23 protein-coding genes are annotated in these 26,520 nt (G+C 60.1%); 9 read left to right on the top strand and 14 right to left on the bottom strand.

All coding sequences use genetic code 11. The features are described 5' to 3' along the window. Positions 1 to 384: 384 nt before the first annotated feature. The 8 genes from KSS91_RS18550 to KSS91_RS18515 form a co-directional block, all read right to left on the bottom strand. Positions 385 to 1,146: a secretin N-terminal domain-containing protein gene (locus KSS91_RS18550; RefSeq protein WP_217835704.1), complete on the bottom strand. Its 762-nt coding sequence runs from the start codon at positions 1,144 to 1,146 to the stop codon at positions 385 to 387. A gap of 354 nt (positions 1,147 to 1,500) precedes the next feature. Next, positions 1,501 to 1,926 (bottom strand): GNAT family N-acetyltransferase, encoded by a 426-nt coding sequence (locus KSS91_RS18545; RefSeq protein WP_217835703.1) that lies wholly within the window; start codon positions 1,924 to 1,926, stop codon positions 1,501 to 1,503. After that, positions 1,919 to 3,088, bottom strand: coding sequence for a ribosomal protein uL16 3-hydroxylase (locus tag KSS91_RS18540; RefSeq protein WP_007972092.1), 1,170 nt, complete (start codon positions 3,086 to 3,088; stop codon positions 1,919 to 1,921). Before KSS91_RS18540 ends, KSS91_RS18545 begins: the two co-directional genes overlap by 8 nt. A gap of 86 nt (positions 3,089 to 3,174) precedes the next feature. Continuing rightward, positions 3,175 to 4,545, bottom strand: a complete 1,371-nt coding sequence (gene purB / locus KSS91_RS18535; protein WP_015094389.1) for an adenylosuccinate lyase — start codon at positions 4,543 to 4,545, stop codon at positions 3,175 to 3,177. Positions 4,546 to 4,669: 124 nt separating this feature from the next. Then, positions 4,670 to 5,293: a high frequency lysogenization protein HflD gene (gene hflD, locus KSS91_RS18530; protein WP_015094390.1), complete on the bottom strand. Its 624-nt coding sequence runs from the start codon at positions 5,291 to 5,293 to the stop codon at positions 4,670 to 4,672. After that, positions 5,290 to 6,423, bottom strand: coding sequence for a tRNA 2-thiouridine(34) synthase MnmA (mnmA, locus tag KSS91_RS18525; protein WP_007972086.1), 1,134 nt, complete (start codon positions 6,421 to 6,423; stop codon positions 5,290 to 5,292). Before mnmA ends, hflD begins: the two co-directional genes overlap by 4 nt. A 59-nt stretch (positions 6,424 to 6,482) precedes the next feature. After that, positions 6,483 to 6,929, bottom strand: a complete 447-nt coding sequence (locus tag KSS91_RS18520) for an NUDIX hydrolase (RefSeq protein ID WP_217835702.1) — start codon at positions 6,927 to 6,929, stop codon at positions 6,483 to 6,485. Positions 6,930 to 7,138: 209 nt separating this feature from the next. Next, on the bottom strand, positions 7,139 to 9,364 hold the full coding sequence (locus KSS91_RS18515; protein WP_217835701.1) for an NADP-dependent isocitrate dehydrogenase: 2,226 nt from the start codon (positions 9,362 to 9,364) through the stop codon (positions 7,139 to 7,141). Between the two features lie 493 nt (positions 9,365 to 9,857). Between KSS91_RS18515 and icd the strand changes: the two genes are divergently transcribed. After that, a complete protein-coding gene (icd, locus tag KSS91_RS18510; RefSeq protein WP_007972065.1) occupies positions 9,858 to 11,114 on the top strand; it encodes an NADP-dependent isocitrate dehydrogenase in 1,257 nt (418 codons plus the stop codon). An 80-nt stretch (positions 11,115 to 11,194) separates the two neighbouring features. On the opposite strand, the gene cspD is transcribed toward icd, so the two are convergent. Next, positions 11,195 to 11,449 (bottom strand): cold shock domain-containing protein CspD, encoded by a 255-nt coding sequence (gene cspD, locus KSS91_RS18505; RefSeq protein ID WP_015094393.1) that lies wholly within the window; start codon positions 11,447 to 11,449, stop codon positions 11,195 to 11,197. Positions 11,450 to 11,672: 223 nt separating this feature from the next. Here cspD and clpS point away from each other — a divergent pair, with 223 nt between their 5' ends. Both clpS and clpA read left to right on the top strand, forming a co-directional pair. After that, complete coding sequence (gene clpS, locus KSS91_RS18500; protein ID WP_015094394.1) at positions 11,673 to 12,035, top strand: ATP-dependent Clp protease adapter ClpS; 363 nt, start codon at positions 11,673 to 11,675, stop codon at positions 12,033 to 12,035. Positions 12,036 to 12,065: 30 nt separating this feature from the next. Next, positions 12,066 to 14,336 (top strand): ATP-dependent Clp protease ATP-binding subunit ClpA, encoded by a 2,271-nt coding sequence (gene clpA, locus KSS91_RS18495; RefSeq protein WP_007972069.1) that lies wholly within the window; start codon positions 12,066 to 12,068, stop codon positions 14,334 to 14,336. Positions 14,337 to 14,575: 239 nt separating this feature from the next. Here the strand turns inward: clpA and infA are convergent, their stop codons facing one another. The 4 genes from infA to trxB form a co-directional block, all read right to left on the bottom strand. Next, positions 14,576 to 14,794 carry a translation initiation factor IF-1 gene (gene infA, locus KSS91_RS18490; RefSeq protein WP_002553999.1) on the bottom strand — a complete coding sequence of 73 codons (219 nt, stop codon included), beginning with the start codon at positions 14,792 to 14,794 and terminating at the stop codon, positions 14,576 to 14,578. A gap of 111 nt (positions 14,795 to 14,905) precedes the next feature. Further along, the gene (locus KSS91_RS18485) at positions 14,906 to 15,613 is read right to left on the bottom strand and encodes an arginyltransferase (protein WP_015094395.1); all 708 of its coding nucleotides are present in this window, start codon (positions 15,611 to 15,613) and stop codon (positions 14,906 to 14,908) included. A gap of 57 nt (positions 15,614 to 15,670) precedes the next feature. Next, positions 15,671 to 16,351 carry a leucyl/phenylalanyl-tRNA--protein transferase gene (aat, locus tag KSS91_RS18480; protein WP_217835700.1) on the bottom strand — a complete coding sequence of 227 codons (681 nt, stop codon included), beginning with the start codon at positions 16,349 to 16,351 and terminating at the stop codon, positions 15,671 to 15,673. Positions 16,352 to 16,413: 62 nt separating this feature from the next. Then, positions 16,414 to 17,373: a thioredoxin-disulfide reductase gene (trxB, locus tag KSS91_RS18475; RefSeq protein ID WP_217835699.1), complete on the bottom strand. Its 960-nt coding sequence runs from the start codon at positions 17,371 to 17,373 to the stop codon at positions 16,414 to 16,416. Positions 17,374 to 17,667: 294 nt separating this feature from the next. Between trxB and KSS91_RS18470 the strand changes: the two genes are divergently transcribed. From KSS91_RS18470 to cysG, 6 genes are all read left to right on the top strand, one after another. Next, a complete protein-coding gene (locus KSS91_RS18470; RefSeq protein ID WP_015094398.1) occupies positions 17,668 to 20,079 on the top strand; it encodes a DNA translocase FtsK in 2,412 nt (803 codons plus the stop codon). Positions 20,080 to 20,145: 66 nt separating this feature from the next. Continuing rightward, positions 20,146 to 20,769 (top strand): outer membrane lipoprotein periplasmic chaperone LolA, encoded by a 624-nt coding sequence (gene lolA, locus KSS91_RS18465; RefSeq protein ID WP_015094399.1) that lies wholly within the window; start codon positions 20,146 to 20,148, stop codon positions 20,767 to 20,769. Positions 20,770 to 20,917: 148 nt separating this feature from the next. Beyond that, entirely contained in the window at positions 20,918 to 22,240 is a 1,323-nt protein-coding gene (locus KSS91_RS18460; protein ID WP_015094400.1) for a replication-associated recombination protein A, read from the top strand. Beyond that, positions 22,240 to 22,614 carry a fluoride efflux transporter CrcB gene (gene crcB, locus KSS91_RS18455; protein ID WP_008049383.1) on the top strand — a complete coding sequence of 125 codons (375 nt, stop codon included), beginning with the start codon at positions 22,240 to 22,242 and terminating at the stop codon, positions 22,612 to 22,614. Before KSS91_RS18460 ends, crcB begins: the two co-directional genes overlap by 1 nt. 16 nt (positions 22,615 to 22,630) lie before the next feature. Next, the gene (serS, locus tag KSS91_RS18450; RefSeq protein WP_015094401.1) at positions 22,631 to 23,911 is read left to right on the top strand and encodes a serine--tRNA ligase; all 1,281 of its coding nucleotides are present in this window, start codon (positions 22,631 to 22,633) and stop codon (positions 23,909 to 23,911) included. After that, positions 23,912 to 25,306 carry a siroheme synthase CysG gene (gene cysG, locus KSS91_RS18445; RefSeq protein ID WP_217835698.1) on the top strand — a complete coding sequence of 465 codons (1,395 nt, stop codon included), beginning with the start codon at positions 23,912 to 23,914 and terminating at the stop codon, positions 25,304 to 25,306. It begins immediately after the preceding gene. 121 nt (positions 25,307 to 25,427) lie between these two features. Here cysG and KSS91_RS18440 read toward each other — a convergent pair whose 3' ends face one another. Further along, on the bottom strand, positions 25,428 to 26,435 hold the full coding sequence (locus KSS91_RS18440; protein ID WP_217835697.1) for a glutathione S-transferase family protein: 1,008 nt from the start codon (positions 26,433 to 26,435) through the stop codon (positions 25,428 to 25,430). Positions 26,436 to 26,520: the final 85 nt, after the last annotated feature.

Genomic DNA, 26,520 nt, shown 5'->3' with positions numbered 1-26,520 from the left:
CGGATTCGGCGGGGAGGGCGACGGGATGAACGACGGGCTCGAGGGGAAGTGAGCAGGTAAAGGCGAACTGCGGGCGCATTCGGGCGTCGTGGGCCTTGGTACGAACATCAGTGTGGTGCCGGGTTACCTATTACGCTTCCGTCCCTCGGGACAACTTCGTTCCAGTCGACAACCTCGTCAAACACACCTTGTGGGCGGTACAGACACGAAGCGGTTCGCGGGGTAGGTGCGAACGTCGCCTCGAAGGCCCTTGCCAGGGCCCCTGATTAGCGGGAGCGAGGCCATCATGCCTTCGCTTTTTTGGCCCGTCAAACGTTTTGTAGTGCTTTTTTTCAAGCACTACATCTTTGGTCTAATACGACTCGTCAGTCAGTTTTTGGTGATTTAGTCCAAGGTGTCGACTTTCACCCGCAAAGTCATGTCGTTGCGGCTCTGGGTTGAGTAGCTGCGGGTCTGGCCCTGTTTGTCGGCCTGGGTCTGGCCATTGACCCCGGCCAGCAGGATCCACTCACCGAGGTGGCCGGTGACGGTTGTGTCGGTACTTTGTACGTTCACTACATCGGGACGTTCCTGGCTCATGCGGTCACGATTGGTGCTGATCGAGAGGTGAACGATGTCGCCGGTGACGTTTGCGGTGACGTAAAAGCCCTGGGTGACGTTGCGGTATTCGGTCTGGCTGCGCAGGTCGCCATAGCCATCGGTCTGCGAACTGGTCAGGGGCACGCTCTGGCCGACCTGGATCAGCGCCGGTGTGCCTTCGCTGGCCTGCACTTGCTGAATTCCGCCGTCACGGCTGTCGGTGCTGTAGTTGATGATGCGGGTCTGGGCTGGCTTGGCGCCGTTCACCGAATAACCCTGGTCACCCTGGAAGTTGTTGTCGCTGGTGTCGACAGTGATCAGCAGGCGCTTGGGTGTCGTATCGAGTTGGGAAAGAAGGGCCTTAAGTTCGTCGATCTTGCGCTGATCGGCGTTGACGATGAGTTGATTGCCGTAGGCGCTGACCTGTCCATCCTTACCGATGAAGTCCTGCGCCACCGGCAGAAGATCGGCGCTGGTGCGGTAGTTCAGGGGCACGATTTCGGTGGCTGCCATGACCGAAAAACTGCAGGCTACCAGCAGGGTGCTGAGCAGGGGGCGTAGGGACATATCCGTTATCTCCGGCTTTGTGATTTGTGTAGGAGCGAGCTTGCTCGCGATGGTCGTGAACGATAATGCGTGAAGCCTGACACCCCGCGGCGCTCTCAGGTGCATCGCGAGCAAGCTCGCTCCTACAGGTGCATGTGTTGATATTGCCAGTTTGTCGGCCTGTAGTGGCGCTAGTTGAATCCTGGACAGCAAAACGCCCCGGCATCGTGTGATGTCAGGGCGTTTTGTGGTGTTCTTGAGGCTGCTATCGCGAGCAAGCTCGCTCCCACAGGGATCGATGGTGTTGCCAGAATCTTCAGCAACTCACAAATCTATTGTGGGAGCGAGCTTGCTCGCGATGTAGGCGACTCGGTCTCAGGCCGAATGCCGAACCATGTCCACATGCGGAATCCCGGCTTCCAGGAACTCCTCACTGACCAGGTTAAAGCCCAGGCGCTCATAGAACGCCGTGGCTTGTACCTGGGCGCTGAGCATCTGCTGCTTGAGTCCGCGCTCTTCGGCTTCGCCGATGACCGCTTGCATCAGCGCATCGCCGACTTTCAGGCCGCGCCAGTCCTTGAGTACCGACACCCGGCCGACATGTCCATCGGGCAACAGGCGGGCGGTACCGATTGGAAAGTCGCCTTCGTAAGCGAGGAAATGCACTGCATCAATGTCATCGGCGTCCCATTCCAGTTCTGGCGGAACGGATTGCTCGGCAACGAACACCGCTTCACGAATGCGCCGAATCTCGGCGTTGTCCTTTTGCCAGTCTGCGACACGTACGTGAATCTTATTCATCGGCAAACCCCAGGCTTCCTTGCTTGACCAGTTCGCACAACAGGCCGCGGCCGTCTTCATCGCTCAACCATTCGCCGAGGTTGTCGGCGTGCAGCGCGTCGGCGGCGCAGATCATCTTCAGCAGTTCGCGCAGTTTGCCCGGCAGGTAGCGGCTCTGGCCGCTGGCGAACAGCAGCAGGTCGTCATCGACTTCGGACCATGCCAGGCGCGCGCTCGGGTTGCGAATCAGGATCGCGCCTTGCTCCAGGGCGGACATGAAGTCCTCTTCTTCGACGTCTTCCGGACCCACCACCAGTTCCGGGTAGCGTGGCTCGGTCATGAACTGGCCGAACCAGGTCAGCAGCAGGCGCTCGTCGCTCATGTGCTCGGCCAGCAGGCCTTTGAGGCGGTCGAGTGCATCGCGCTGGATCTGGTGAGGATCGGCAGTCGGCAAGGCGTCGGCGTCGGTGTAGCGTTCTTCGTCCGACAGGAACTGGCTGAGGAAGTCAGTGAAGTGGGTCAGCACTTCAGCGGCGCTCGGCGCGCGAAAGCCGACCGAGTAGGTCATGCAGTCATCCACGGCGACGCCGCAGTGGGCCAGGCGCGGCGGCAGGTAGAGCATGTCGCCCGGTTCAAGCACCCATTCATCGGTGGCTTCGAATTCGGAGAGGATGCGCAGGTCGGCGTGGGCCAGCATCGGGCTCTCGGTGTTGCACATCTGGCCGATCTTCCAGTTGCGCTTGCCGTGGCCTTGCAGCAGGAACACGTCGTAGTTGTCGAAGTGCGGACCCACGCTGCCGCCTGGTGCGGCGTAGCTGATCATCACGTCGTCGATGCGCCAGCTCGGCAGGAAGCGGAAATTTTCCAGCAGTTCGCTGACTTCCGGGACGAATTGATCCACGGCCTGAACCAGCAGGGTCCAGTCACGTTCAGGCAGCTTGCTGAATTCATCTTCGGCGAACGGGCCGCGACGCAACTCCCATGGACGCTCGCCATTCTCGATGATCAGGCGCGATTCGACTTCTTCTTCCAGCGCCAGGCCGGCCAGTTCGTCGGCGTCGATCGGGCTTTCGAAATCAGGAATCGCCTGGCGGATCAACAGCGGCTTTTTCTGCCAGTAATCGCGCAGGAATTCCCGTGCCGTGATGCCGCCCAGAAGTTGAAGAGGAATATCAGGATTCATGTGTAACCTATTGAAAAAATGCACTTTTCAGACGGGAATAAAAACGCCCGGCGCGGCCGGGCGTCTTCAAAGGGTCTAGCGATCGATCAGATGCGTCTGGCTTGTTCCACAGCATTGCCGATGTAGTTCGCCGGGGTGAGCAGTTTCAGCTCGGCCTTGGCGGCGGCTGGCATGTCCAGGCCGTCGATGAAAGTCTGCAGCGCTTCAGGGCTGATGCCCTTGCCGCGCGTCAATTCTTTCAGTTTTTCGTACGGGTTTTCGATGTTGTAGCGACGCATTACGGTCTGGATTGGCTCGGCCAATACTTCCCAGCAAGCGTCCAGGTCAGCGGCAATCTTCTGCTCGTTGAGCTCAAGCTTGCTGATGCCCTTGAGGCTGGCTTCGTACGCGATCACGCTGTGGGCGAAGCCGACGCCGAGGTTGCGCAGTACGGTGGAGTCGGTCAGGTCGCGCTGCCAGCGGGAGATCGGCAGCTTGCTCGCCAGGTGCTGGAACAGTGCGTTGGCGATGCCCAGGTTGCCTTCGGAGTTTTCGAAGTCGATCGGGTTGACCTTGTGCGGCATGGTCGACGAACCGATTTCGCCAGCGATGGTGCGCTGTTTGAAGTAACCCAGGGAGATGTAGCCCCAGATGTCGCGGTCGAAGTCGATCAGGATGGTGTTGAAGCGGGCGATCGCGTCGAACAGTTCGGCAATGTAGTCGTGCGGTTCGATCTGCGTGGTGTACGGGTTGAAACCCAGGCCCAGTTCGTCTTCGATGAAGGCGCGGGCATTGGCTTCCCAGTCGATCTCAGGGTAGGCCGACAGGTGGGCGTTGTAGTTGCCGACGGCGCCGTTGATCTTGCCCAGCAGCGGTACGGCAGCGACTTGAGCGATCTGGCGCTCCAGACGGTAAACCACGTTCGCCAGTTCTTTGCCCAGGGTGGTCGGCGAGGCCGGCTGACCGTGGGTGCGCGACAGCATTGGCACGTCGGCGAAGCGGATGGCCAGTTCGCGGATGGCGTTGGCGGTCTGGCGCATCAGCGGCAGCATCACGTCATCACGGCCTTCGCGCAGCATCAGGGCGTGGGACAGGTTGTTGATGTCCTCGCTGGTGCAGGCAAAGTGGATGAACTCGCTGACCTTGGCCAGCTCCGGCAGCTTGGCCGCTTGCTCTTTGAGCAGGTATTCGATGGCCTTGACGTCGTGGTTGGTGGTGCGCTCGATCTCTTTGACGCGCTCGGCGTGCTCCAGAGAGAAGTTTTCCGCCAGGGCGTTGAGCACAGCGTTGGCTTCGGCGGAGAACGCCGGCACTTCGCTGATGGCAGGGTGAGCGGCCAGGCGCTGGAGCCAGCGCACTTCAACCAGAACGCGGGCACGGATCAGGCCGTACTCGCTGAAAATTGGGCGCAGGGCCTGGGTTTTGCCGGCGTAGCGGCCGTCAACAGGGGAAACCGCAGTGAGCGAAGAGAGCTGCATGGGGTGTTCTCGGACAGTCGGGCAACGAAATGGGGCGCGTATCATACATGAAAAAATCCGCCGGTCCGTCGCCAACTGACCGGCGTATTACGCGTATTGCTAAGTTCTGTTCTGTCGATGCGGGTTATTCGTTACGCATCAAGGGGTAAAGCTCTTTGAGCAATTTGCGACGGCTGATCACCAGCTGCCAGCGATGACCGCCCAATTGCCGCCACAGGCGTGCAGAACGGATGCCGGCCAGCAGCAGGGCACGAATTTTCGAGGCGTTGCTCGGTTGTTGCAGGTTGCGCATGTCGCCGTGCACCTGGATACGTTGGCGCAGGGTGCTCAAAGTATCCTGGTACAGCGCGCCGCAGGCGGCGATCACGTTTTCGTGTGCCGGGCCGAAGTGTTCGACCTGGGACTGGATCTGCGGCAACCGCTTGCCGATCACCTCGAGCATGTCCTCGCGCTTGGCCAGTTGGCGCTCAAGACCGAGCATTGCCAGGGCGTAGCGCAGTGGCTCGCGCTGCAGGGTGCTTGGGTCGCGCTCAAGGGCGCCGATCAGGGCGCGATAGCCTTCGCGCAGGTTGATGTCATCGCCGCCATAGACTTCCAGGGTGTCCTTGGGGTCGCGGATCAGCAGGCTGCCGAGCATGCAGCTCAGGCCGGCCTCGTTGGTCTGGCCGCTCTTGGCAATCCTGTCCACCAGCACGGCGGCGAGAAACACGCCGCCCAGTGCTGTCAGTTGCTCCTGAATCGGGTTCATAGGGCCTGGCCCTTGCTCGTCCACGGCTCGGCTACTTCAATCACGCCGCCGCCGAGGCAGATCTCACCGTCGTAGAACACCACGGACTGGCCCGGAGTGACCGCGCGTTGCGGGTCATCGAAGGTCGCGCGATAACCGGTGGCGGTTTTTTCCAGGGTGCAGGGCTGGTCGCTCTGACGATAACGAACCTTGGCGGTCAGCTTGCGTGGCTGGCTCAAGTCGATCGGGTTGACCCAGTAGATATCGGAAGCGAGCAGGGCGCGGGAGAACAGCCACGGGTGGTCATTGCCCTGGCCAACGATCAGCTCGTTGTGCTCCAGGTCCTTGATCAGCACGTACCACGGCTCGTCGCTGGCGTCTTTCAGGCCGCCGATGCCCAGGCCCTGGCGCTGGCCGATGGTGTGATACATCAGGCCATGATGACGGCCGATGATTTCACCTTCGGTGGTCTTGATCTCGCCCGGTTGTGCCGGCAGGTACTGTTTGAGGAAATCGCTGAAACGGCGCTCGCCGATAAAGCAGATCCCGGTGGAGTCCTTCTTCTTCGCGGTTGCCAGCTCGTACTTTTCGGCAATCGCGCGCACTTGCGGTTTTTCCAGCTCGCCGACCGGGAACAGGGTCTTGGCGATCTGTTCGCCGCCGACGGCGTGCAGGAAGTAGCTCTGGTCCTTGTTCGGATCCAGGCCCTTGAGCAGTTCGGTGCGACCATCGATGTCGCGGCGACGCACGTAGTGGCCGGTGGCGATCAGGTCGGCGCCAAGCATCATGGCGTAGTCGAGGAACGCCTTGAACTTGATTTCGCGGTTGCACAGGATGTCCGGGTTCGGCGTGCGTCCGGCCTTGTATTCGGCCAGGAAGTGCTCGAACACATTGTCCCAGTACTCGGCGGCGAAGTTGGCGGTGTGCAGCTTGATGCCGATCTTGTCGCACACGGCCTGGGCGTCCGCCAGGTCATCCATGGCGGTGCAGTATTCCGTTCCATCGTCTTCTTCCCAGTTCTTCATGAACAGGCCTTCCACCTCATAGCCCTGCTCGATCAGCAGGAGGGCGGAAACGGAAGAGTCCACGCCGCCGGACATGCCGACAATGACGCGCTTCTTTTGTGTGTCAGAAGGGGCTGGATCACGCATAGGGATTCAATGAGTGTCTTGAAAAAGGACGCGATTCTAACAGGCCGGAGCCTGCATGGCTAAAGAGAAGGACGGATCAATTCAAGGCCGAAGTGAATGCCTGCCAGATAGTCATCGATGCAGCGCATGATCAGCTCGCTGCGCCAGTTGCCGCGCTGCTCGATTAATTCCTCGCGGGTCAACCACTTGGCGCCGACGATGCCGTCGTCCAGTTGATAATCGGGGTGGTGTTTCAGCGGTTTTGCGATGAAGCAGACCCGCTGGTAGGTTACGCCGTTGCTCGGGGCGGTGTAGAGGTAAATGCCCAGTACGCCGGTCGGTTCGACGTCCCAGCCGGTTTCCTCGAGGGTTTCGCGCACGGCGGCTTCGGTCAGGGTTTCGTTCGGATCCAGGTGGCCGGCGGGCTGGTTGAGCACCACGCGACCGTGCTTGAGTTCTTCGACCATCAGGAAGCGGCCATTGTCTTCGACGATGGTGGCGACGGTGATGTGGGGTTTCCAGTCCATGAGATCTCCTCGAAGTTGAAATGCTGTCCCTGTGGGAGCGGGCTTGCTCGCGAAAGCGGTGGGTCAGTCAATGAAGGTGTTGAATGATAAACCGCTTTCGCGAGCAAGCCCGCTCCCACATTGGTCCGTGTGTCACCGGTAAATTGTGTGAAGGCCAGAAAACACAAACCCCGGCACAGGGCCGGGGTTTGTGGTGCTTCCTTGCAACCTTAAACCAACGCTGCAACCGCCGCGTTGAAGGTTGCGCTTGGGCGCATGGCTTTGCTGATCAGCTCGGCGTCGGCGTGGTAGTAACCGCCGATGTCCACTGGCTTGCCCTGAACGGCGTTGAGTTCGGCAACGATGGTCGCCTCGTTCTCGGTCAGGGTTTTGGCCAGGGTCGCGAACTGCGCTTGCAGTGCAGCGTCTTCGGTCTGGGCGGCCAGGGCTTGAGCCCAGTACAGCGCCAGGTAGAAGTGGCTGCCGCGGTTGTCGATGTTGCCGACTTTGCGCGATGGCGACTTGTTGTTGTCCAGGAACTGGCCGGTGGCCTGGTCCAGGGTCTTGGCCAGTACCAGCGCCTTTGGATTGTCGTAGGTCACGCCCAGGTGTTCCAGGGACGCGGCCAGGGCCAGGAATTCACCCAGCGAATCCCAGCGCAGGAAGTTCTCTTCCAGCAGTTGCTGAACGTGCTTTGGAGCCGAACCGCCGGCGCCGGTTTCGAACAGGCCACCGCCGTTCATCAGCGGCACGATCGACAGCATCTTGGCGCTGGTGCCCAGTTCCATGATAGGGAACAGGTCGGTCAGGTAGTCGCGCAGTACGTTGCCGGTCACCGAGATGGTGTCCTTGCCTTCGCGGGTGCGCTGCAGGGTGAACTTCATGGCGTCGACCGGCGACATGATCTGGATGTCCAGGCCGGCAGTGTCGTGATCCTTCAGGTAGGCCTGAACTTTCTCGATGACCACGCCGTCGTGGGCGCGCATTGGGTCCAGCCAGAAAATCGCCGGAGTGCTGCTGGCGCGAGCACGGTTGACCGCCAGTTTGACCCAGTCCTGGATCGGTGCATCTTTGGTCTGGCACATGCGGAAGATGTCGCCGGCTTCGACCGACTGCTCCAGCAGCAGGTTGCCCTTGCTGTCGGTGACGCGAACAACACCGTCAGCCTTGATCTGGAAGGTCTTGTCGTGGGAGCCGTACTCTTCGGCTTTCTTCGCCATCAGGCCAACGTTCGGCACGCTGCCCATGGTGGTCGGGTCGAATGCGCCGTTGGCTTTGCAATCTTCGATCACGGCCTGGTAGATGGTCGCGTAGCAACGATCCGGGATCACGGCCTTGGTGTCGTGCAGCTGGCCGTCGGTGCCCCACATCTTGCCGGAGTCACGGATCATCGCCGGCATCGAGGCGTCGACGATGACGTCGCTCGGCACGTGCAGGTTGGTGATGCCTTTGTCGGAGTTGACCATCGCCAGGGAAGGGCGAGCGGCGTAGACCGCCTGGATGTCAGCTTCGATGGCCGCTTGCTGTTCGGCAGGCAGGGCCTTGATGCGAGCGTACAGGTCGCCGATGCCGTTGTTCAGGTTGAAGCCGATCTGTGCCAGCACGTCAGCGTGCTTGGCCAGTGCGTCTTTATAGAACTCGGCAACGATCTGGCCGAACATGATCGGGTCGGAGACCTTCATCATGGTGGCTTTCAGGTGAACCGACAGCAGTACGCCTTGTGCCTTGGCGTCTTCGATTTCGGCGGCGATGAAGCGGCGCAGGGCGTTTTTGCTCATGACCGCGCAATCGAGGATCTCACCGGCTTGCACGGTAGTCTTTTCTTTCAGGACGGTGGCGGTGCCGTCTTGAGCGATCAGTTCGATTTTCACGGCGTCAGCGGCGTCGATCAGGGCGGCTTTTTCGCTGCCGTAGAAATCGCCGGTGCTCATGTGCGCGACGTGGGACTTGGAGTCCTTGGCCCAGGCGCCCATTTTGTGCGGGTGCTTGCGCGCGTAGTTCTTGACCGACAGCGGAGCGCGACGGTCGGAGTTGCCTTCACGCAGAACCGGGTTCACGGCGCTGCCCTTGACCTTGTCGTAGCGCGCCTTGGCTTCTTTGTCGGCGTCGCAGGTCACGGTTTCCGGGTAGTCCGGCAGGTTGTAGCCCTGGGCTTGCAGCTCTTTGATCGCGGCTTGCAGTTGTGGAACCGAAGCACTGATGTTCGGCAGCTTGATGATGTTGGCTTCAGGCGTAACGGCCAGGGCGCCCAGTTCGGCGAGGTGGTCGGCTACGGCTTTGTCACCCAGTTGCTCGGGGAAGCTGGCCAGGATGCGCCCTGCAAGAGAGATATCGCGGGTTTCAACGGCGATATCAGCCGAGGCGGTGAAGGCCTCTACGATAGGCAACAGTGAATAGGTGGCGAGGGCAGGAGCTTCGTCGGTGAAGGTATAGATGATCTTCGAGCGGGTGGGCATATTCGGATTAACTCTCTCTTCTTTGCTAAAGCGTGCGCAGAAACTCGAGGGCGCCGGGTAAGCGCGTTCGTTCAAAGTCATCCATGAGCCGAATATCGAGGTTTCGTTGCTGTGATGTTGGGTGCATCAGTGGGGCGTCAAGCAGTCGGGCTGCGGTAACAGACCGACTAATCCGGCGTAAACACTCGTCGTAGAGCTGTTCAGACCGTCGTGACCCTTTAGTCAGCGGCGGCATTATACATAGGTAGCTGGCAATCTGCCGATGGTTCATATGCAACCAATGTCGTCCATTGGTCTAAAGGTCGCAGGGGCGAGGAGGGCGTAAGGTCATTCGTCGTGCTTGAGTTTGGCGTTTTTCCCTTTGCTTTCAGGCTTGTAGGCCGCTGGTTGTGCGGGTTTGCGGCATATGGATAGAACATAGGGTTTGCGCGCCGATTCAACTGGGTTACGCTCGAACCAAGCCAGATGTTCAATCCAATCAATGGAGTTCAGCATGGGTTACAAGAAGATTCAGGTTCCAGCCGTCGGCGACAAAATCACCGTCAATGCAGACCATTCTCTCAATGTTCCTAATAACCCGATCATCCCCTTCATCGAAGGCGACGGCATTGGCGTCGACATCAGCCCGGTCATGATCAAGGTTGTCGATGCTGCAGTTAAGAAGGCTTATGGTGGCGAGCGCAAGATTTCCTGGATGGAGGTGTACGCCGGGGAAAAAGCGACTCAGGTCTACGACCAGGATACCTGGCTGCCTCAGGAAACCCTGGACGCGGTCAAGGATTACGTGGTTTCCATCAAGGGCCCGCTGACCACTCCGGTCGGTGGCGGCATCCGTTCGCTGAACGTGGCCCTGCGTCAGCAGCTCGACCTGTACGTCTGCCTGCGCCCGGTGCGCTGGTTCGAAGGCGTGCCCAGCCCGGTCAAGAAGCCGGGCGATGTCGACATGACCATCTTCCGCGAGAACTCCGAAGACATCTACGCCGGCATCGAGTGGAAGGCCGGTACGCCGGAAGCCACCAAGGTTATCAAGTTTCTTAAAGAAGAAATGGGCGTCACCAAGATCCGTTTCGACGAGAACTGCGGTATCGGTGTCAAGCCGGTTTCGCTGCAAGGCACCAAGCGTCTGGCGCGCAAGGCCCTGCAATATGTGGTCGACAACGATCGCGACTCGCTGACCATCGTGCACAAAGGCAACATCATGAAGTTCACCGAAGGTGCCTTCAAGGAATGGGCCTACGAAGTGGCGGCTGAAGAATTCGGTGCGACCCTGCTCGACGGCGGTCCGTGGATGCAGTTCAAGAACCCGAAAACCGGCAAGAACGTCATCGTCAAGGATGCCATCGCCGACGCCATGCTCCAGCAGATCCTGCTGCGCCCGGCCGAATACGATGTGATTGCGACCCTGAACCTGAACGGTGATTACCTCTCCGACGCCCTGGCGGCGGAAGTGGGCGGTATCGGTATTGCACCAGGGGCCAACCTGTCCGACACCGTGGCCATGTTCGAAGCCACCCACGGTACGGCGCCGAAGTACGCCGGCAAGGACCAGGTCAACCCGGGTTCGCTGATCCTCTCCGCTGAAATGATGTTGCGCCACATGGGCTGGACCGAAGCGGCCGACCTGATCATCAAGGGCACCAATGGCGCGATTTCCGCCAAGACCGTGACCTATGATTTCGAGCGTCTGATGGAAGGGGCGAAACTGGTGTCGTCTTCCGGTTTCGGTGATGCGCTGATCTCGCACATGTAAGAACACGCAGGTACACAAAAACCGCCTGATTCAAGAAGTTGAGTCGGGCGGTTTTTTTATGACTGGATGACGCGGCGGTATTAAACCGAAACGGTCTGCTCAGGTGACGGTGTCGCGGTTTTCGAGGCGTCCACCGGGTTACCGATGTTGACCGCGTGAAGGCCTTTGGGCCCCTGGATGATCTCGAATACGACAGCTTGCCCGGCTTTCAGGGTTTTATAACCTTCCATTTTTATGGCCGAGTAGTGGGCAAACAGATCCTCTGTCTTGCCTTCCTCGTTGATGAATCCGTAACCCTTGGCGTTGTTGAACCACTTCACCTTGCCGACTGCCATACCCAACTCCCTCTGCAACAGACTCCATCACTGGAGTATCATCCACTACATCCGCAGTCGAACCTGTAAATAAGTTTGACTCCGCGGACCTTTTTTACCCACTGTGGGCTCTATTGGTTGTAACACCCTTTTGCCGATAGTCAAGCTGACCGGCAGTCGGAGTTGAAATCGCTGATAGCCGCCCCCACCACTGTATTTGAACAACTGACGAACCTTTCTTTCCATGCATGCAATCAGCCAGATTCGACTAACATTCAATCAGGATCGCCCTGATTTACACGACGACGATTCCGCAGGCATTGCTGTTCAGGAGGCAAAGCCTGCTCTACAGGCGCCGCCAATGTACAAGGTGGTTTTGTTCAATGATGACTACACACCGATGGATTTCGTCGTCGAAGTGCTCGAGGTGTTTTTTAACCTGAATCGCGAGCTGGCGACCAAGGTCATGCTGGCCGTCCATACAGAAGGACGGGCAGTATGTGGAGTGTTTACCCGCGACATCGCGGAGACCAAGGCCATGCAGGTCAACCAGTACGCCAGGGAAAGCCAGCATCCGCTACTCTGTGAAATCGAGAAGGACGGTTAATCGCCGACCACTTGGGTATGAGGTGAAGCTATGTTAAACCGCGAGCTCGAAGTCACCCTCAATCTTGCCTTCAAGGAAGCCCGTTCGAAGCGTCATGAGTTCATGACCGTCGAACACCTCCTGCTGGCCCTATTGGACAATGAGGCTGCCGCCACCGTTCTGCGCGCGTGCGGCGCAAACCTCGACAAACTCAAGCATGACCTGCAGGAGTTCATCGACTCCACCACGCCATTGATCCCCGTGCATGACGAGGATCGCGAAACTCAGCCAACCCTGGGCTTCCAGCGTGTACTGCAACGTGCTGTGTTTCACGTACAGAGCTCGGGCAAACGCGAAGTGACTGGTGCCAACGTGCTGGTCGCGATCTTCAGTGAGCAAGAGAGTCAGGCGGTGTTCCTGCTGAAACAGCAGAGCGTTGCCCGCATAGATGTCGTCAACTACATCGCCCATGGCATTTCCAAGGTGCCGGGGCATGGCGATCACTCTGAAGGTGAGCAAGATATGCAGGACGACGAGGGCGGTGAGTCTTCTTCCTCGGGCAATCCCCTGGATGCTTATGCCAGCAACCTCAACGAACTCGCGCGCCAGGGTCGTATCGATCCCTTGGTGGGGCGTGAGCTGGAAGTCGAGCGTGTCGCACAGATCCTGGCGCGTCGACGCAAGAACAACCCGCTGCTGGTGGGCGAGGCGGGGGTGGGTAAAACCGCGATCGCCGAAGGCCTGGCCAAGCGCATTGTTGACAACCAGGTGCCGGACCTGCTGGCCAACAGCGTGGTTTACTCCCTCGACCTGGGTGCCTTGCTGGCCGGTACCAAATACCGTGGCGATTTCGAGAAGCGCTTCAAGGCGTTGCTCAATGAGCTGAAGAAACGGCCGCAGGCGATCCTGTTCATCGACGAGATCCACACCATCATTGGTGCGGGTGCTGCGTCCGGTGGCGTCATGGATGCCTCGAACCTGCTCAAGCCGCTGCTGTCCTCGGGTGATATCCGTTGCATCGGATCGACCACCTTCCAGGAATTTCGCGGCATCTTCGAGAAGGACCGTGCCTTGGCCCGGCGTTTCCAGAAGGTCGATGTGTCGGAGCCTTCGGTTGAAGACACCATCGGCATTCTGCGCGGCCTGAAGGGGCGTTTCGAAAGCCATCACAATATCGAATACAGCGATGAAGCCCTGCGCGCGGCTGCCGAACTGGCTTCGCGTTACATCAACGATCGTCACATGCCGGACAAGGCGATCGATGTGATCGACGAGGCGGGTGCTTACCAGCGCCTGCAACCGGTCGAGATGCGAGTCAAGCGCATCGAAGTGCCTCAGGTCGAAGACATCGTCGCGAAAATCGCGCGGATTCCGCCAAAACACGTCACCAGCTCCGACAAGGAACTGCTGCGTAACCTCGAGCGTGACCTGAAGTTGACCGTATTTGGTCAGGATGCCGCGATCGACTCGCTGGCAACCGCGATCAAGCTGTCCCGTGCCGGCCTCAAGTCCCCTGACAAGCCTGTCGGTTCGTTCCTGTTCGCAGGGCCTACCGGTGTCGGTAAAACCGAAGCGGCGCGTCAGTTGGCCAAGGCGCTGGGGGTCGAGCTGATTCGCTTCGACATGTCCGAGTACATGGAGCGCCACACCGTATCTCGCCTGATCGGTGCGCCTCCGGGTTATGTCGGGTTCGACCAGGGCGGTCTGCTGACCGAAGCCATCACCAAGCAACCACACTGCGTGCTGTTGCTCGATGAAATCGAGAAAGCGCATCCGGAAGTCTTCAACCTGCTGCTGCAGGTCATGGACCACGGTACCTTGACCGATAACAACGGGCGCAAGGCGGATTTCCGTAACGTGATCGTCATCATGACGACCAACGCCGGTGCCGAGACAGCTGCTCGTGCTTCGATCGGTTTCACCTTCCAGGACCACTCGTCCGATGCGATGGAAGTGATCAAGAAGAGCTTCACGCCGGAATTCCGCAACCGTCTGGACACCATTATCCAGTTTGGTCGCCTCAGTCATGAGGTCATCAAGAGCGTGGTGGACAAGTTCCTTACCGAACTTCAGGCGCAGCTGGAAGACAAGCGAGTGTTGCTGGAAGTCACCGATGCGGCCCGCAGCTGGCTGGCCGAAGGTGGCTACGACGCGGCGATGGGTGCTCGCCCAATGGCTCGCCTGATCCAGGACAAGATCAAGCGTCCACTGGCGGAGGAGATTCTCTTTGGCGAACTGGCCGAACATGGCGGTGTGGTGCACATCGACATCAAGGATGGCGAGCTGACCTTCGAGTTCGAGACCACGGCCGAGATGGCCTGACGTTAAACCGCCACAAAGCAAAAAGGCGTCGAAAGGCGCCTTTTTGTTGTCTGTAGGTCATGCACAAATCCAGTGTGGGAGCGGGCTTGCTCGCGAAAGCGTCGGCATATCCAGCATCCCTGTGTCAGACAGATCGCATTCGCGAGCAAGCCCGCTCCCACAGGGTTTGGTGTGAAGGCAGCTAAATCGCGCACAAACAAAAACGCCCGGCATAAGCCGGGCGTCTTGTATTGACCAGATTAGCGGGCGCGGTAAGTGATGCGCCCTTTGCTCAAGTCATAGGGAGTCAGCTCTACGCGCACTTTGTCGCCGGTAAGAATACGGATGTAGTTCTTGCGCATCTTGCCGGAGATGTGCGCGGTTACGACGTGCCCATTTTCCAACTCCACACGAAACATGGTGTTGGGCAGGGTGTCGACGACAGTGCCTTCCATTTCGAAGCTGTCTTCTTTCGACATGCAGTAAAGCCCTCGGTGTCCAATGAATGGCCCGGTGCAACTGCGCCAGGCAAAAGCGGCGTGCATTGTGCCCGAAAAGAGGGGTTTAAGCCAAGGGGTTTAGGGGCGTCTCTAGTTTAGAACCACCCAGCGCTGATTAATCAGCAACTCAATAGGGCGATATTGAGTCTTGTAATTCATTTTTTTGCAGTTTTTGATCCAGTAGCCGAGGTAGACCGCCTCCAGCCCCAGTCGCCTGGCCTCGGCGATTTGCCACAGGATTGCATAGCGCCCAAGGCTGCGACGCTCTTCGGCTGGCTCGTAGAAGGTGTAGACCGCCGAAAGACCGTTCGGCAGCAAATCGGTGACGGCGACGGCCAGCAGCTGGCCGTTCAGGCGAAACTCATAAAACCTTGAAAACGGCAGGTCTCGCACCAGGAAGGTCGAAAACTGGTCGCGACTTGGCGGGTACATGTCGCCATCGGCGTGACGCTGTTCGATGTAGCGCTGGTAAAGCTCGAAGTACTCTTCGTTGAAGCGGGGCTTGGCCGGGCGCACCTGCAAGTCCGCGTTGCGCTTGAAGATTCGTTTCTGTTGCCGGTTGGGCGTGAACTGCCCCACGGGGATGCGCGCCGGAACGCAGGCATTGCAATTCTGGCAATGCGGCCGGTAGAGATGATCGCCACTGCGACGAAACCCCATCTCCGACAGGTCTGCATAGACATGCACATCCATGGGCTGGCTAGGGTCGAGGAACAGGGTTGTGGCCTGCTCATCGGGCAGATAACTGCAAGAGTGCGGCTGAGTGGCATAGAACTTCAAACGCGCCAACTCGGTCATGATCAACCCTCGGGATAATGCTTTTGAATAAGTGTAAGCCACGCGCGCAAATGTCGCTCAGCAAACCCAGGTGGCATGGTTGGGTTGGTCCAGATATCCGGCCAGATAGCTGGCAAACTCACGGCGGGGGATGGCCCGGGCTCCGAGGCTGTGCAGGTGATCGGTCGGCATCTGGCAATCAATCAGTACAAACCCCGAGTCTTTCAGATGTCGGACCAGGGTGGCAAAGCCGAATTTCGAGGCGTTGTCAGCGCGACTGAACATGGACTCGCCAAAAAACAACCGGCCCATCGCCAGGCCATACAGGCCGCCGACCAGTTCCTCCCCGTCCCACACTTCCACCGAGTGCGCGTGACCACGCCTGTGCAGTTCGATGTAGGCCTCTTGCATCGCTTCGGTGATCCAGGTGCCGTCGGCGTAATCCCGGGGAGCCGCACAAGCGCGGATGACGGCGGCGAAGTCCTGGTCGAAGGTCACTTGATAGCGTTGCTGGCGCAGCAGTTTGTTCAGGCTGCGCGAGACGTGCAATTCGTCGGGAAACAGAACCGTGCGCGGGTCCGGAGACCACCAGAGAATCGGCTGGCCTTCGGAAAACCATGGGAAGCAGCCGTGGCGATAAGCCGAGATCAGCCGATCGGCGGACAGGTCACCACCGGCAGCCAGCAGCCCGTTGGGGTCGCGCATGGCCTTTTCCAGCGGTGGGAAATGCAAGGTGTTGCGTTGTAACCAAGTCAGCATGGCATCCGGGCTTGCAGAAGGGGAGGGCAGTGGCGGGCGTTTGCCCGCCGTAAAGTTTGCCTTCAAACGGCAGGAATGTCGTCGAGGTATTTTTCGGCGTCCAGCGCCGCCATGCAACCGGCCCCGGCAGACGTAACGGCCTGGCGATAAACATGATCGGCCACGTCGCCGGCGGCAAACACACCTGCAATCGCCGTGGCGGTAGCATCGCCTTCGCTGCCGCCCTTGACCAGCAGATACCCGTCGCGCATTTCCAGTTGCCCGATGAACAGGTCAGTGTTGGGTTTGTGGCCGATGGCGATAAACACCCCGGTCAGCGGCAGCTCTGTGGTTTCACCCGTTTGGCTGTCCCGCAGACGGGCCCCGGTCACGCCACTGGCATCGCCGAGCACTTCGTCCAGATTCTGGTTCCAATGCAGGCGAATATTGCCGTTGGCGGCTTTTTCGAAGAGTTTGTCTTGGAGGATTTTCTCCGAGCGCAGTTTGTCGCGTCGATGGATCAGGTGCACTTCCTTGGCGATGTTCGACAGGTACAAGGCTTCCTCGACCGCCGTGTTGCCGCCGCCGACCACCGCGACCACCTGGTTGCGATAGAAGAACCCGTCACAGGTCGCGCACGCCGACACCCCTTTGCCAGCAAAGGCTTCCTCCGACGGCAGGCCCAGGTATTGCGCGCTGGCGCCCGTGGCAATGATCAGGGCGTCGCAGGTGTAGGTGCCGCCATCGCCAATCAGCTCGAATGGCCGTTGTTGCAACTTGGCGGTATGGATGTGGTCGTAAACGATCTCGGTGGCAAAGCGCTCGGCGTGTTTTTGCATGCGCTCCATCAGCACGGGGCCGGTCAGGCCTTCTACGTCGCCTGGCCAGTTATCGACTTCGACGGTGGTGGTGAGCTGGCCACCTGCCTGTATGCCGGTGATGACAACGGGCTTGAGGTTGGCGCGGGCGGCATAAACGGCTGCGCTGTAACCGGCAGGGCCGGAGCCCAGGACAATCAGGCGGGAATGCTTCGCTTCGCTCATAAAAACACCTCATAAGCCTTTGTCACAAAAGACAATGCATGCTCAAATTGAATAGCATGTCATGTGCTGTTGACTATGCTACACCCAAGGGTCTCAAGCATGGCGTCGTGCGTACAAACCCGTACAATGCCCTGCGTGTTACATATATTCAGTGCGCACCGTGTTTATAAAAGCCGGGACGCAGTGTTAAAAGTAGTCCCGGTTACCTGTGTTAACTTTTTTACCTGCCTGGATTGGGCGGTTTTTTAGACATTCAACAGATGGACGCGCCATTGGCGCAGGAAAAGAAGCGTTTTGAAGAAATCCACCGCAGCACCTAAACCAGCCGTCGTACCGCTCTGGCGCCAGCACTTGCACTACCGACTCAAGGAAGGTGCGCTGATCGCCATCGGTGCCCTGTGCCTGTTCCTGATGATGGCCTTGCTGACCTATGGCAAGGATGATCCGGGCTGGAGCCATAACAGCAAGATCGACGACGTGCAGAATTTCGGCGGGCCCGCGGGCTCCTACAGCGCCGATATCCTGTTCATGGTGCTGGGTTACTTCGCCTACATTTTCCCGTTGCTGCTGGCGGTCAAGGCGTACCAGATCTTCCGTCAGCGTCACGAGCCTTGGCAGTGGAGCGGCTGGCTATTCTCCTGGCGCCTGATCGGCCTGGTGTTCCTGGTGCTGTCGGGTGCCGCGCTGGCCCATATCCATTTTCATGCCGCGACCGGTCTGCCGGCAGGTGCGGGCGGGGCGCTGGGCGAAAGCCTCGGCGAACTGGCGAGGAACGCCCTGAATATCCAGGGCAGTACGCTGCTGTTCATCGCGTTGTTCCTGTTCGGTCTTACGGTGTTTACCGACCTGTCGTGGTTCAAGGTGATGGACATCACCGGCAAGATCACCCTCGACCTGTTCGAACTGTTCCAGGGCGCGGCCAATCGCTGGTGGGCGGCCCGTACCGAACGCAAACAGCTGGTCGCCCAGCTGCGTGAAGTCGATGACCGTATGGATGAAGTGGTTGCGCCGACAGTCACCGACAAGCGCGAACAGGCCAAGGTCAAGGAGCGGTTGATCGAGCGTGAGCAGGCCCTGAGCAAGCACATGTCCGAGCGCGAGAAGCAGGTGCCGCCGGTGATTGCGCCCGCGCCGCCAAAACCTGCCGCGCCGAGCAAACGCGTGGAAAAAGAGAAGCAGGCGCCACTGTTCGTCGACAGCGCCGTTGAAGGCACCTTGCCGCCGATCTCGATTCTTGATCCCGCGGAAAAGAAACAGCTCAATTACTCGCCCGAATCCCTGGCGGCGGTCGGTCACCTGCTGGAAATCAAGCTCAAGGAGTTCGGCGTCGAAGTGACCGTGGACTCGATCCACCCGGGTCCGGTGATTACCCGTTACGAAATCCAGCCCGCCGCTGGCGTCAAGGTCAGCCGCATCGCCAACCTGGCCAAAGACCTGGCCCGTTCCCTGGCCGTGACCAGCGTGCGCGTGGTGGAAGTGATTCCGGGCAAGACCACGGTCGGTATCGAGATTCCCAACGAAGACCGGCAGATCGTGCGTTTCTCCGAGGTATTGTCGACCCCCGAGTACGACAACTTCAAATCCCCGGTCACCCTGGCCCTGGGCCACGACATCGGCGGCAAACCGGTCATCACCGACCTGGCGAAGATGCCGCACCTGCTGGTGGCCGGTACCACCGGTTCCGGTAAGTCGGTGGGCGTGAATGCGATGATCCTGTCGATCCTGTTCAAGTCTGGCCCGGAAGACGCCAAGCTGATCATGATCGACCCGAAAATGTTGGAACTGTCGATCTACGAAGGCATTCCGCACCTGCTGTGCCCTGTGGTCACCGACATGAAGGACGCCGCCAACGCCCTGCGCTGGAGCGTTGCCGAGATGGAGCGTCGCTACAAGCTGATGGCCAAGATGGGTGTGCGAAACCTGTCGGGCTTCAACGCCAAGGTCAAGGAAGCCCAGGACGCCGGCGAGCCGTTGAGCGATCCGCTGTACAAGCGCGAAAGCATCCACGACGAAGCGCCGCTCCTGCAAAAGCTGCCGACCATTGTGGTGGTGGTCGACGAATTCGCCGACATGATGATGATCGTCGGCAAGAAGGTTGAAGAACTGATCGCGCGTATCGCCCAGAAGGCGCGTGCGGCCGGCATTCACTTGATCCTCGCGACCCAGCGTCCGTCGGTGGATGTGATCACCGGTCTGATCAAGGCCAACATCCCGACCCGCATGGCGTTCCAGGTATCGAGCAAGATCGACTCGCGGACCATCATCGACCAGGGTGGCGCCGAACAACTGCTGGGCCACGGTGACATGCTGTACATGCCGCCGGGCACCAGTCTGCCGATTCGTGTTCACGGTGCCTTCGTGTCCGACGATGAGGTTCACCGCGTGGTGGAGGCCTGGAAGCTGCGGGGCGCGCCGGAATACAACGACGACATCCTCAATGGCGTCGAAGAGGCGGGCAGCGGCTTCGAAGGCAGCAGCGGGGGCGGCGACGGTGACGATCCCGAGGCCGACGCGCTGTACGACGAAGCGGTCCAGTTCGTGCTGGAAAGCCGTCGCGCCTCCATTTCCGCGGTTCAGCGCAAGCTCAAGATCGGCTACAACCGCGCCGCGCGCATGATCGAAGCCATGGAAATGGCCGGGGTCGTGACGTCCATGAACACCAACGGTTCGCGTGAAGTCCTGGCCCCAGGCCCGGTGCGTGACTGACACGAATATGAAAGGGTGGCGCCCTTTGGCGCCGCTCGCAATCCCACGAATGTTATGAGGACTCCCATGCGTCTGATCCGCATGCTGTTGCTGCCGGTACTGGCTTTGACCACGCTCCAGGCTAACGCCGATGACAAGGATGTGGCACGCCTGACCCAACTGCTGGAAAAATCCCAGACCCTGACTGCGCGTTTTTCGCAACTGACCCTTGATGGCACCGGCACCCAGTTGCAGGAAACCTCCGGCGACATGTCCCTGCAGCGCCCGGGCCTGTTCTACTGGCACACCGATGCACCGGCCGAACAGACCATGGTGTCCGATGGCAAGAAGGTCACCCTGTGGGATCCGGACCTGGAACAGGCCACCATCAAGAACCTCGACCAGCGCCTGACCCAGACCCCGGCCTTGCTGCTGTCCGGTGACGTGTCCAAGATCAGCCAGAGCTTCGACATCAGCGCCAAGGAAGCCGGCGGCGTGATCGACTTCACCCTGAAGCCGAAGACCAAGGACACCCTGTTCGACAGCCTGCGCCTGTCGTTCCGCAATGGTCTGGTCAACGACATGCAACTGATCGACAGCGTGGGCCAGCGCACCAATATCCTGTTCACCGGGGTGAAGGCCAACGAGCCGATCCCGGCGTCCAAGTTCAAGTTCGACATCCCTAAAGGGGCGGACGTGATCCAGGAATAAAACGCAGAACCCCTGTAGGAGCGAGCCTGCTCGCGATGGACTCAAGGACCCCGCTGGGTGTCAGGCTGCCAGCGTTATCGTTAACGTCCATCGCGAGCAGGCTCGCTCCTACAAGGGATAGAGAATCAGTGAGGTTTTGTAGATAGTCATGGACCTGTTTCGCAGCACCCCCATCGCCCAGCCCCTGGCCGCTCGCCTGCGCGCGGCCAACCTGGACGAGTACGTCGGTCAGGAACACGTGCTCGCTCGCGGCAAGCCCTTGCGCGAAGCGCTGGAGCAGGGTGCCCTGCATTCGATGATTTTCTGGGGGCCGCCGGGCGTGGGCAAAACCACCCTGGCGCGACTGCTCGCGGAAGTCTCGGATGCGCACTTCGAAACGGTCTCGGCGGTGCTGGCCGGGGTCAAGGAGATCCGTCAGGCGGTGGAAATCGCCAAGCAGCAGGCCGCGCAGTACGGCCGCCGCACCATACTGTTCGTCGACGAAGTGCATCGTTTCAACAAGTCCCAGCAGGACGCGTTCCTGCCCTATGTCGAAGACGGCACGCTGATTTTCATCGGCGCGACCACGGAAAATCCTTCGTTCGAACTCAACAACGCCTTGCTGTCCCGCGCCCGCGTCTACGTGCTCAAGAGCCTCGACGAAGCGGCCCTGCGCAAACTGGTGCAGCGCGCGCTGACCGAAGAGCGGGGCCTGGGCAAGCGCAACCTGACCCTCAGCGATGAAGGTTTCCAGATGCTGCTGTCGGCCGCGGACGGCGATGGTCGACGCCTGCTCAACCTCCTGGAAAACGCCTCGGACCTGGCCGAAGACAACAGCGAAATCGGCACCGAGCTCCTGCAGAGCCTGCTCGGCGACACCCGTCGACGCTTCGACAAGGGTGGCGAAGCCTTCTACGACCAGATATCCGCGCTGCACAAATCGGTGCGCGGCTCCAACCCAGATGGCGCGCTGTACTGGTTCGCGCGCATGATCGATGGCGGTTGCGACCCGCTGTACCTGGCCCGGCGCGTGGTGCGCATGGCCAGCGAAGACATCGGCAACGCCGACCCGCGCGCCCTGAGCCTGTGCCTGGCGGCCTGGGAAGTGCAGGAGCGTCTCGGCAGCCCCGAAGGCGAACTGGCGGTGGCCCAGGCCATCACCTACCTGGCCTGCGCGCCAAAAAGCAACGCGGTGTACATGGGCTTCAAGACCGCACTGCGCGCCGCCGCCGAACATGGCTCGCTGGAAGTGCCGCTGCACCTGCGCAACGCGCCGACCAAGCTTATGAAGCAATTGGGCTATGGCGACGAATACCGCTATGCCCACGACGAGCCGGATGCTTACGCCGCCGGGGAAGACTATTTCCCCGAAGAACTCGACCCGATTCCGTTCTATCAGCCGGTGCCCCGTGGCCTGGAGTTGAAGATCGGCGAAAAACTCAACCACCTGGCAAAACTCGACCGTTTAAGCCCCCGGCAGCGGAGAAAATAGTGCTTCCCTTGATCGTTGCGGTTTCCGTCGGCGGGATGGCCGGCACGCTGTTGCGCTTTGCCACGGGCAACTGGATCAACGCGAATTGGCCGCGGCACTTCTATACCGCGACGCTGGCCGTTAATATCGTGGGCTGTTTGCTGATCGGCGTTCTATACGGTCTGTTTTTGATACGCCCGGAGGTGCCCATCGAGGTGCGCGCCGGGTTGATGGTCGGCTTCCTCGGGGGGCTGACGACTTTTTCATCCTTTTCACTGGATACGGTGCGCCTGCTGGAAAGCGGGCAAGTGCCGCTGGCCCTGGGCTATGCGGCGCTCAGCGTATTCGGCGGGCTGCTTGCCACCTGGGCCGGCCTGTCCTTGACCAAACTTTGATAAACGAGAAACCGACATGCTCGATTCCAAACTGTTACGTAGCAACCTTCAGGACGTAGCGGACCGCCTGGCATCCCGTGGCTTTGTGCTGGATGTTGCGCGCATCGAAGCGCTGGAAGAACAGCGCAAGACCGTCCAGACCCGCACCGAAGCACTGCAGGCTGAACGTAACGCGCGCTCCAAATCCATCGGTCAGGCCAAGCAGCGTGGCGAAGACATCGCGCCGCTGATGGCGGATGTCGAGCGCATGGCGGGCGAATTGAGCGCCGGTAAAGTCGAACTGGACGCGATCCAGACCGAACTGGACTCGATCCTGCTGGGCATTCCCAACCTGCCGCACGAATCCGTGCCGGTTGGCGAAGACGAAGACGGCAACGTCGAAGTGCGCCGTTGGGGGACCCCGACTGCCTTCGATTTCCCGGTTCAGGACCACGTGGCCCTGGGTGAGAAGTTCGGCTGGCTGGACTTCGAAACCGCCGCCAAGCTGTCCGGCGCCCGTTTCGCCCTGCTGCGTGGCCCTATCGCCCGTCTGCATCGTGCCCTGGCGCAGTTCATGATCAACCTGCACGTCACCGAGCACGGCTACGAAGAGGCCTACACGCCTTACCTGGTCCAGGCCCCGGCGCTGCAAGGTACCGGTCAGCTGCCGAAGTTCGAAGAAGACCTGTTCAAGATCGCCCGCGAAGGCGAAGCCGACCTGTACCTGATCCCGACCGCCGAAGTGTCGCTGACCAACATCGTCGCCGGTGAAATCGTCGATTCGAAACTGCTGCCGATCAAGTTCGTCGCCCACACGCCGTGCTTTCGCAGTGAAGCCGGCGCATCGGGTCGTGATACCCGCGGCATGATCCGTCAGCACCAGTTCGACAAGGTTGAAATGGTGCAGATCGTCGAGCCGTCGAAGTCGATGGAAGCGCTGGAAGGGCTGACCGCCAACGCCGAGAAAGTCCTGCAACTGCTGGAACTGCCTTACCGCACCCTGGCGCTGTGCACCGGCGACATGGGCTTCAGCGCGGTCAAGACCTACGACCTGGAAGTGTGGATCCCGAGCCAGGACAAGTACCGCGAAATCTCTTCGTGCTCCAACTGTGGCGACTTCCAGGCCCGCCGCATGCAGGCGCGCTTCCGCAACCCGGAAACCGGCAAGCCGGAACTGGTACACACCCTGAACGGCTCCGGCCTGGCAGTGGGTCGCACCCTGGTGGCGGTGCTGGAGAACTATCAGCAGGCCGACGGTTCGATCCGTGTGCCCGAGGTTCTCAAGCCGTACATGGGTGGTCTTGAGGTCATCGGCTAAATGAAATATCTGCCGCTGTTTCACAACCTTCGCGGCAGTCGTGTGTTGGTCGTCGGCGGGGGGGAAATTGCCTTGCGCAAATCCCGCCTGCTGGCCGATGCCGGTGCGCAGCTGCGGGTGGTTGCACCTGAAATCGAAGCGCAACTGCGCGAACTGGTTGCCGGCAGCGGTGGCGAGTGCCTCTTGCGTGGCTACGCCGAGGCGGATCTGGACGGTTGCGGGCTGATCATTGCCGCCACCGACGACGAAGCGCTCAACGCACAAGTCTCCGCCGATGCCCATCGGCGTTGCGTGCCGGTCAACGTGGTGGACGCGCCGGCCCTGTGCAGCGTGATCTTCCCGGCCATCGTCGACCGCTCGCCGCTGATCATTGCCGTGTCCAGCGGTGGCGATGCGCCGGTGCTGGCACGCTTGATCCGCGCCAAGATCGAAACCTGGATTCCTTCCACCTACGGTCAACTGGCCGGTCTGGCGGCGCGTTTTCGTCACCAGGTCAAAGGTCTGTTTCCGGATGTGCAGCAGCGTAGGGCATTCTGGGAGGATGTTTTCCAGGGCCCGGTTGCCGATCGGCAACTGGCCGGGCAGGGTGCTGAAGCCGAGCGTTTGCTCCAGGCGAAAATCGATGGTGAAGCTCCTGTTGCGACCGGTGAAGTCTATCTGGTGGGCGCAGGGCCAGGTGATCCCGATCTGCTGACGTTCAAGGCACTGCGTCTGATGCAGCAAGCCGACGTGGTGCTGTACGACCGTCTGGTGGCGCCGGCGATTCTCGAACTGTGCCGTCGCGACGCCGAGCGGGTTTACGTCGGCAAGCGCCGTTCCGATCACGCGGTGCCGCAGGACCAGATCAACCAGCAATTGGTGGACCTGGCCAAACAGGGCAAGCGTGTAGTGCGACTGAAGGGCGGCGATCCGTTCATCTTCGGTCGTGGCGGTGAAGAGATCGAAGAACTGGCGGCCCATGGCATCCCGTTCCAGGTCGTGCCGGGGATCACGGCGGCCAGTGGTTGTGCGGCTTATGCCGGGATTCCGCTGACCCACCGCGATTACGCGCAATCGGTGCGCTTTGTCACCGGGCACCTGAAGGACGGCTCAACCGATTTGCCGTGGGCCGATCTGGTCGCTCCGGCACAGACGCTGGTGTTCTACATGGGCCTGGTGGGCTTGCCGATCATCTGCGAGCAGTTGATCAAGCATGGTCGCGGTGCTGATACCCCTGCGGCGTTGATCCAGCAGGGCACAACGGTCAATCAGCGGGTGTTTACCGGAACCCTGGCCGACTTGCCACAATTGGTGGCGGAGCATGAAGTGCATGCGCCGACGCTGGTGATCGTCGGTGAAGTGGTGCAACTGCGCGAGAAACTGGCGTGGTTCGAAGGGGCTCAGGGGCAGGTCTGAAGTCCGAGTTGCCCCCATTCGCGAGCAAGCCCGCTCCCACATTGGATTCGTGAACGACACAAATCCCTGTGGGAGCGGGCTTGCTCGCGAAGAGGCCCTCACATCCACCGCAAAGCTCAGCTCAGACACAGGCCTTGCGCCAAACCCCTTTCCCGCTCAACCGCTCCCTGTCATGGGCCAGGGTAAAGTCCTGCGCCGGCCCCTTGGGCACCACACCCGTCGGGTTGATGGTGCGATGGCTTGCGTAGTAGTGGTGCTTGATGTGTTCAAAATCCACCGTCTCGGCAATCCCCGGCCACTGGTAGATCTCCCGCAGCCAGTTCGACAGGTTCGGATAATCCGCAATCCGCCGCAGGTTGCACTTGAAGTGCCCGTAGTACACCGCATCGAAGCGAATCAGCGTGGTGAACAGGCGGATGTCCGCTTCGGTCAGGTATTCGCCAGCCAGATAGCGGTTGGCGCCCAGCAGCAGCTCCAGGCGGTCCAGTTCGGCAAACACCTCATCGAAGGCTTGTTCGTAAGCCTGTTGCGAGGTGGCAAACCCGGCGCGGTACACGCCATTGTTCACCGCCGGATAAATCCGCTCGTTCAACGCATCGATCTCACCGCGCAGCGGCGCCGGGTAGAAGTCCAGGTCGTTACCGGTCAGATCGTCGAAGGCGCCATTGAACATGCGGATGATTTCCGATGATTCGTTGTTGACGATGCGTTTGTGCTGTTTGTCCCACAGCACCGGCACGGTGACCCGGCCGGTGTAGTTAGCGGTATCGGCGGTGTAGCGCTGGTGCATGAAGTCGAAGTGATCGAGCTTGTCGCCGGTGGAGCCCAGGGCTTTGTCGAAGGTCCAGCCGTTTTCCAGCATCAGCCAACTGACCACCGAAACGTCGATCAGGCTTTCGAGGCCTTTGAGTTTGCGCAGGATCAGGGTGCGATGGGCCCACGGACAGGCCAGGGACACGTACAGGTGATAGCGACCGGGTTCTGCGGCAAAACCGCCGACGCCGCTCGGTCCCGGCTTGCCATCTGCGGTCAGCCAGTGGCGACGCTGCGCCTGCTCACGCTGGAACGCGCCGTCCTTGCTGCTTTCGTACCACTTGTCCTGCCAGCGGCCATCGACTAACAAACCCATGTTCAAGACTCCAGAAGCCAATATTCTTTGGAGTCGAGTCTATTCCCATGGGTTCGAACAAAAAGCGCAAAGATCGGGCGCGAAT

Origin of the sequence: Pseudomonas azerbaijanorientalis, assembly GCF_019139795.1 — a bacterium.
GTDB lineage: Bacteria > Pseudomonadota > Gammaproteobacteria > Pseudomonadales > Pseudomonadaceae > Aquipseudomonas > Aquipseudomonas laurylsulfatiphila.
Note: the sequence above shows the minus strand (reverse complement) of the source record. Positions and strands in the feature narration are given on the sequence as shown.

Bases quoted from the DNA above. Each gene is read 5' to 3' on its own strand.
- KSS91_RS18550 (WP_217835704.1), bottom strand. From the start codon at position 1,146: ATGTCCCTACGCCCCCTGCTCAGCACCCTGCTGGTAGCCTGCAGTTTT.
- KSS91_RS18545 (WP_217835703.1), bottom strand. From the start codon at position 1,926: ATGAATAAGATTCACGTACGTGTCGCAGACTGGCAAAAGGACAACGCC.
- KSS91_RS18540 (WP_007972092.1), bottom strand. From the start codon at position 3,088: ATGAATCCTGATATTCCTCTTCAACTTCTGGGCGGCATCACGGCACGG.
- purB (WP_015094389.1), bottom strand. From the start codon at position 4,545: ATGCAGCTCTCTTCGCTCACTGCGGTTTCCCCTGTTGACGGCCGCTAC.
- hflD (WP_015094390.1), bottom strand. From the start codon at position 5,293: ATGAACCCGATTCAGGAGCAACTGACAGCACTGGGCGGCGTGTTTCTC.
- mnmA (WP_007972086.1), bottom strand. From the start codon at position 6,423: ATGCGTGATCCAGCCCCTTCTGACACACAAAAGAAGCGCGTCATTGTC.
- KSS91_RS18520 (WP_217835702.1), bottom strand. From the start codon at position 6,929: ATGGACTGGAAACCCCACATCACCGTCGCCACCATCGTCGAAGACAAT.
- KSS91_RS18515 (WP_217835701.1), bottom strand. From the start codon at position 9,364: ATGCCCACCCGCTCGAAGATCATCTATACCTTCACCGACGAAGCTCCT.
- icd (WP_007972065.1), top strand. From the start codon at position 9,858: ATGGGTTACAAGAAGATTCAGGTTCCAGCCGTCGGCGACAAAATCACC.
- cspD (WP_015094393.1), bottom strand. From the start codon at position 11,449: ATGGCAGTCGGCAAGGTGAAGTGGTTCAACAACGCCAAGGGTTACGGA.
- clpS (WP_015094394.1), top strand. From the start codon at position 11,673: ATGCATGCAATCAGCCAGATTCGACTAACATTCAATCAGGATCGCCCT.
- clpA (WP_007972069.1), top strand. From the start codon at position 12,066: ATGTTAAACCGCGAGCTCGAAGTCACCCTCAATCTTGCCTTCAAGGAA.
- infA (WP_002553999.1), bottom strand. From the start codon at position 14,794: ATGTCGAAAGAAGACAGCTTCGAAATGGAAGGCACTGTCGTCGACACC.
- KSS91_RS18485 (WP_015094395.1), bottom strand. From the start codon at position 15,613: ATGACCGAGTTGGCGCGTTTGAAGTTCTATGCCACTCAGCCGCACTCT.
- aat (WP_217835700.1), bottom strand. From the start codon at position 16,351: ATGCTGACTTGGTTACAACGCAACACCTTGCATTTCCCACCGCTGGAA.
- trxB (WP_217835699.1), bottom strand. From the start codon at position 17,373: ATGAGCGAAGCGAAGCATTCCCGCCTGATTGTCCTGGGCTCCGGCCCT.
- lolA (WP_015094399.1), top strand. From the start codon at position 20,146: ATGCGTCTGATCCGCATGCTGTTGCTGCCGGTACTGGCTTTGACCACG.
- KSS91_RS18460 (WP_015094400.1), top strand. From the start codon at position 20,918: ATGGACCTGTTTCGCAGCACCCCCATCGCCCAGCCCCTGGCCGCTCGC.
- serS (WP_015094401.1), top strand. From the start codon at position 22,631: ATGCTCGATTCCAAACTGTTACGTAGCAACCTTCAGGACGTAGCGGAC.
- cysG (WP_217835698.1), top strand. From the start codon at position 23,912: ATGAAATATCTGCCGCTGTTTCACAACCTTCGCGGCAGTCGTGTGTTG.
- KSS91_RS18440 (WP_217835697.1), bottom strand. From the start codon at position 26,435: ATGGGTTTGTTAGTCGATGGCCGCTGGCAGGACAAGTGGTACGAAAGC.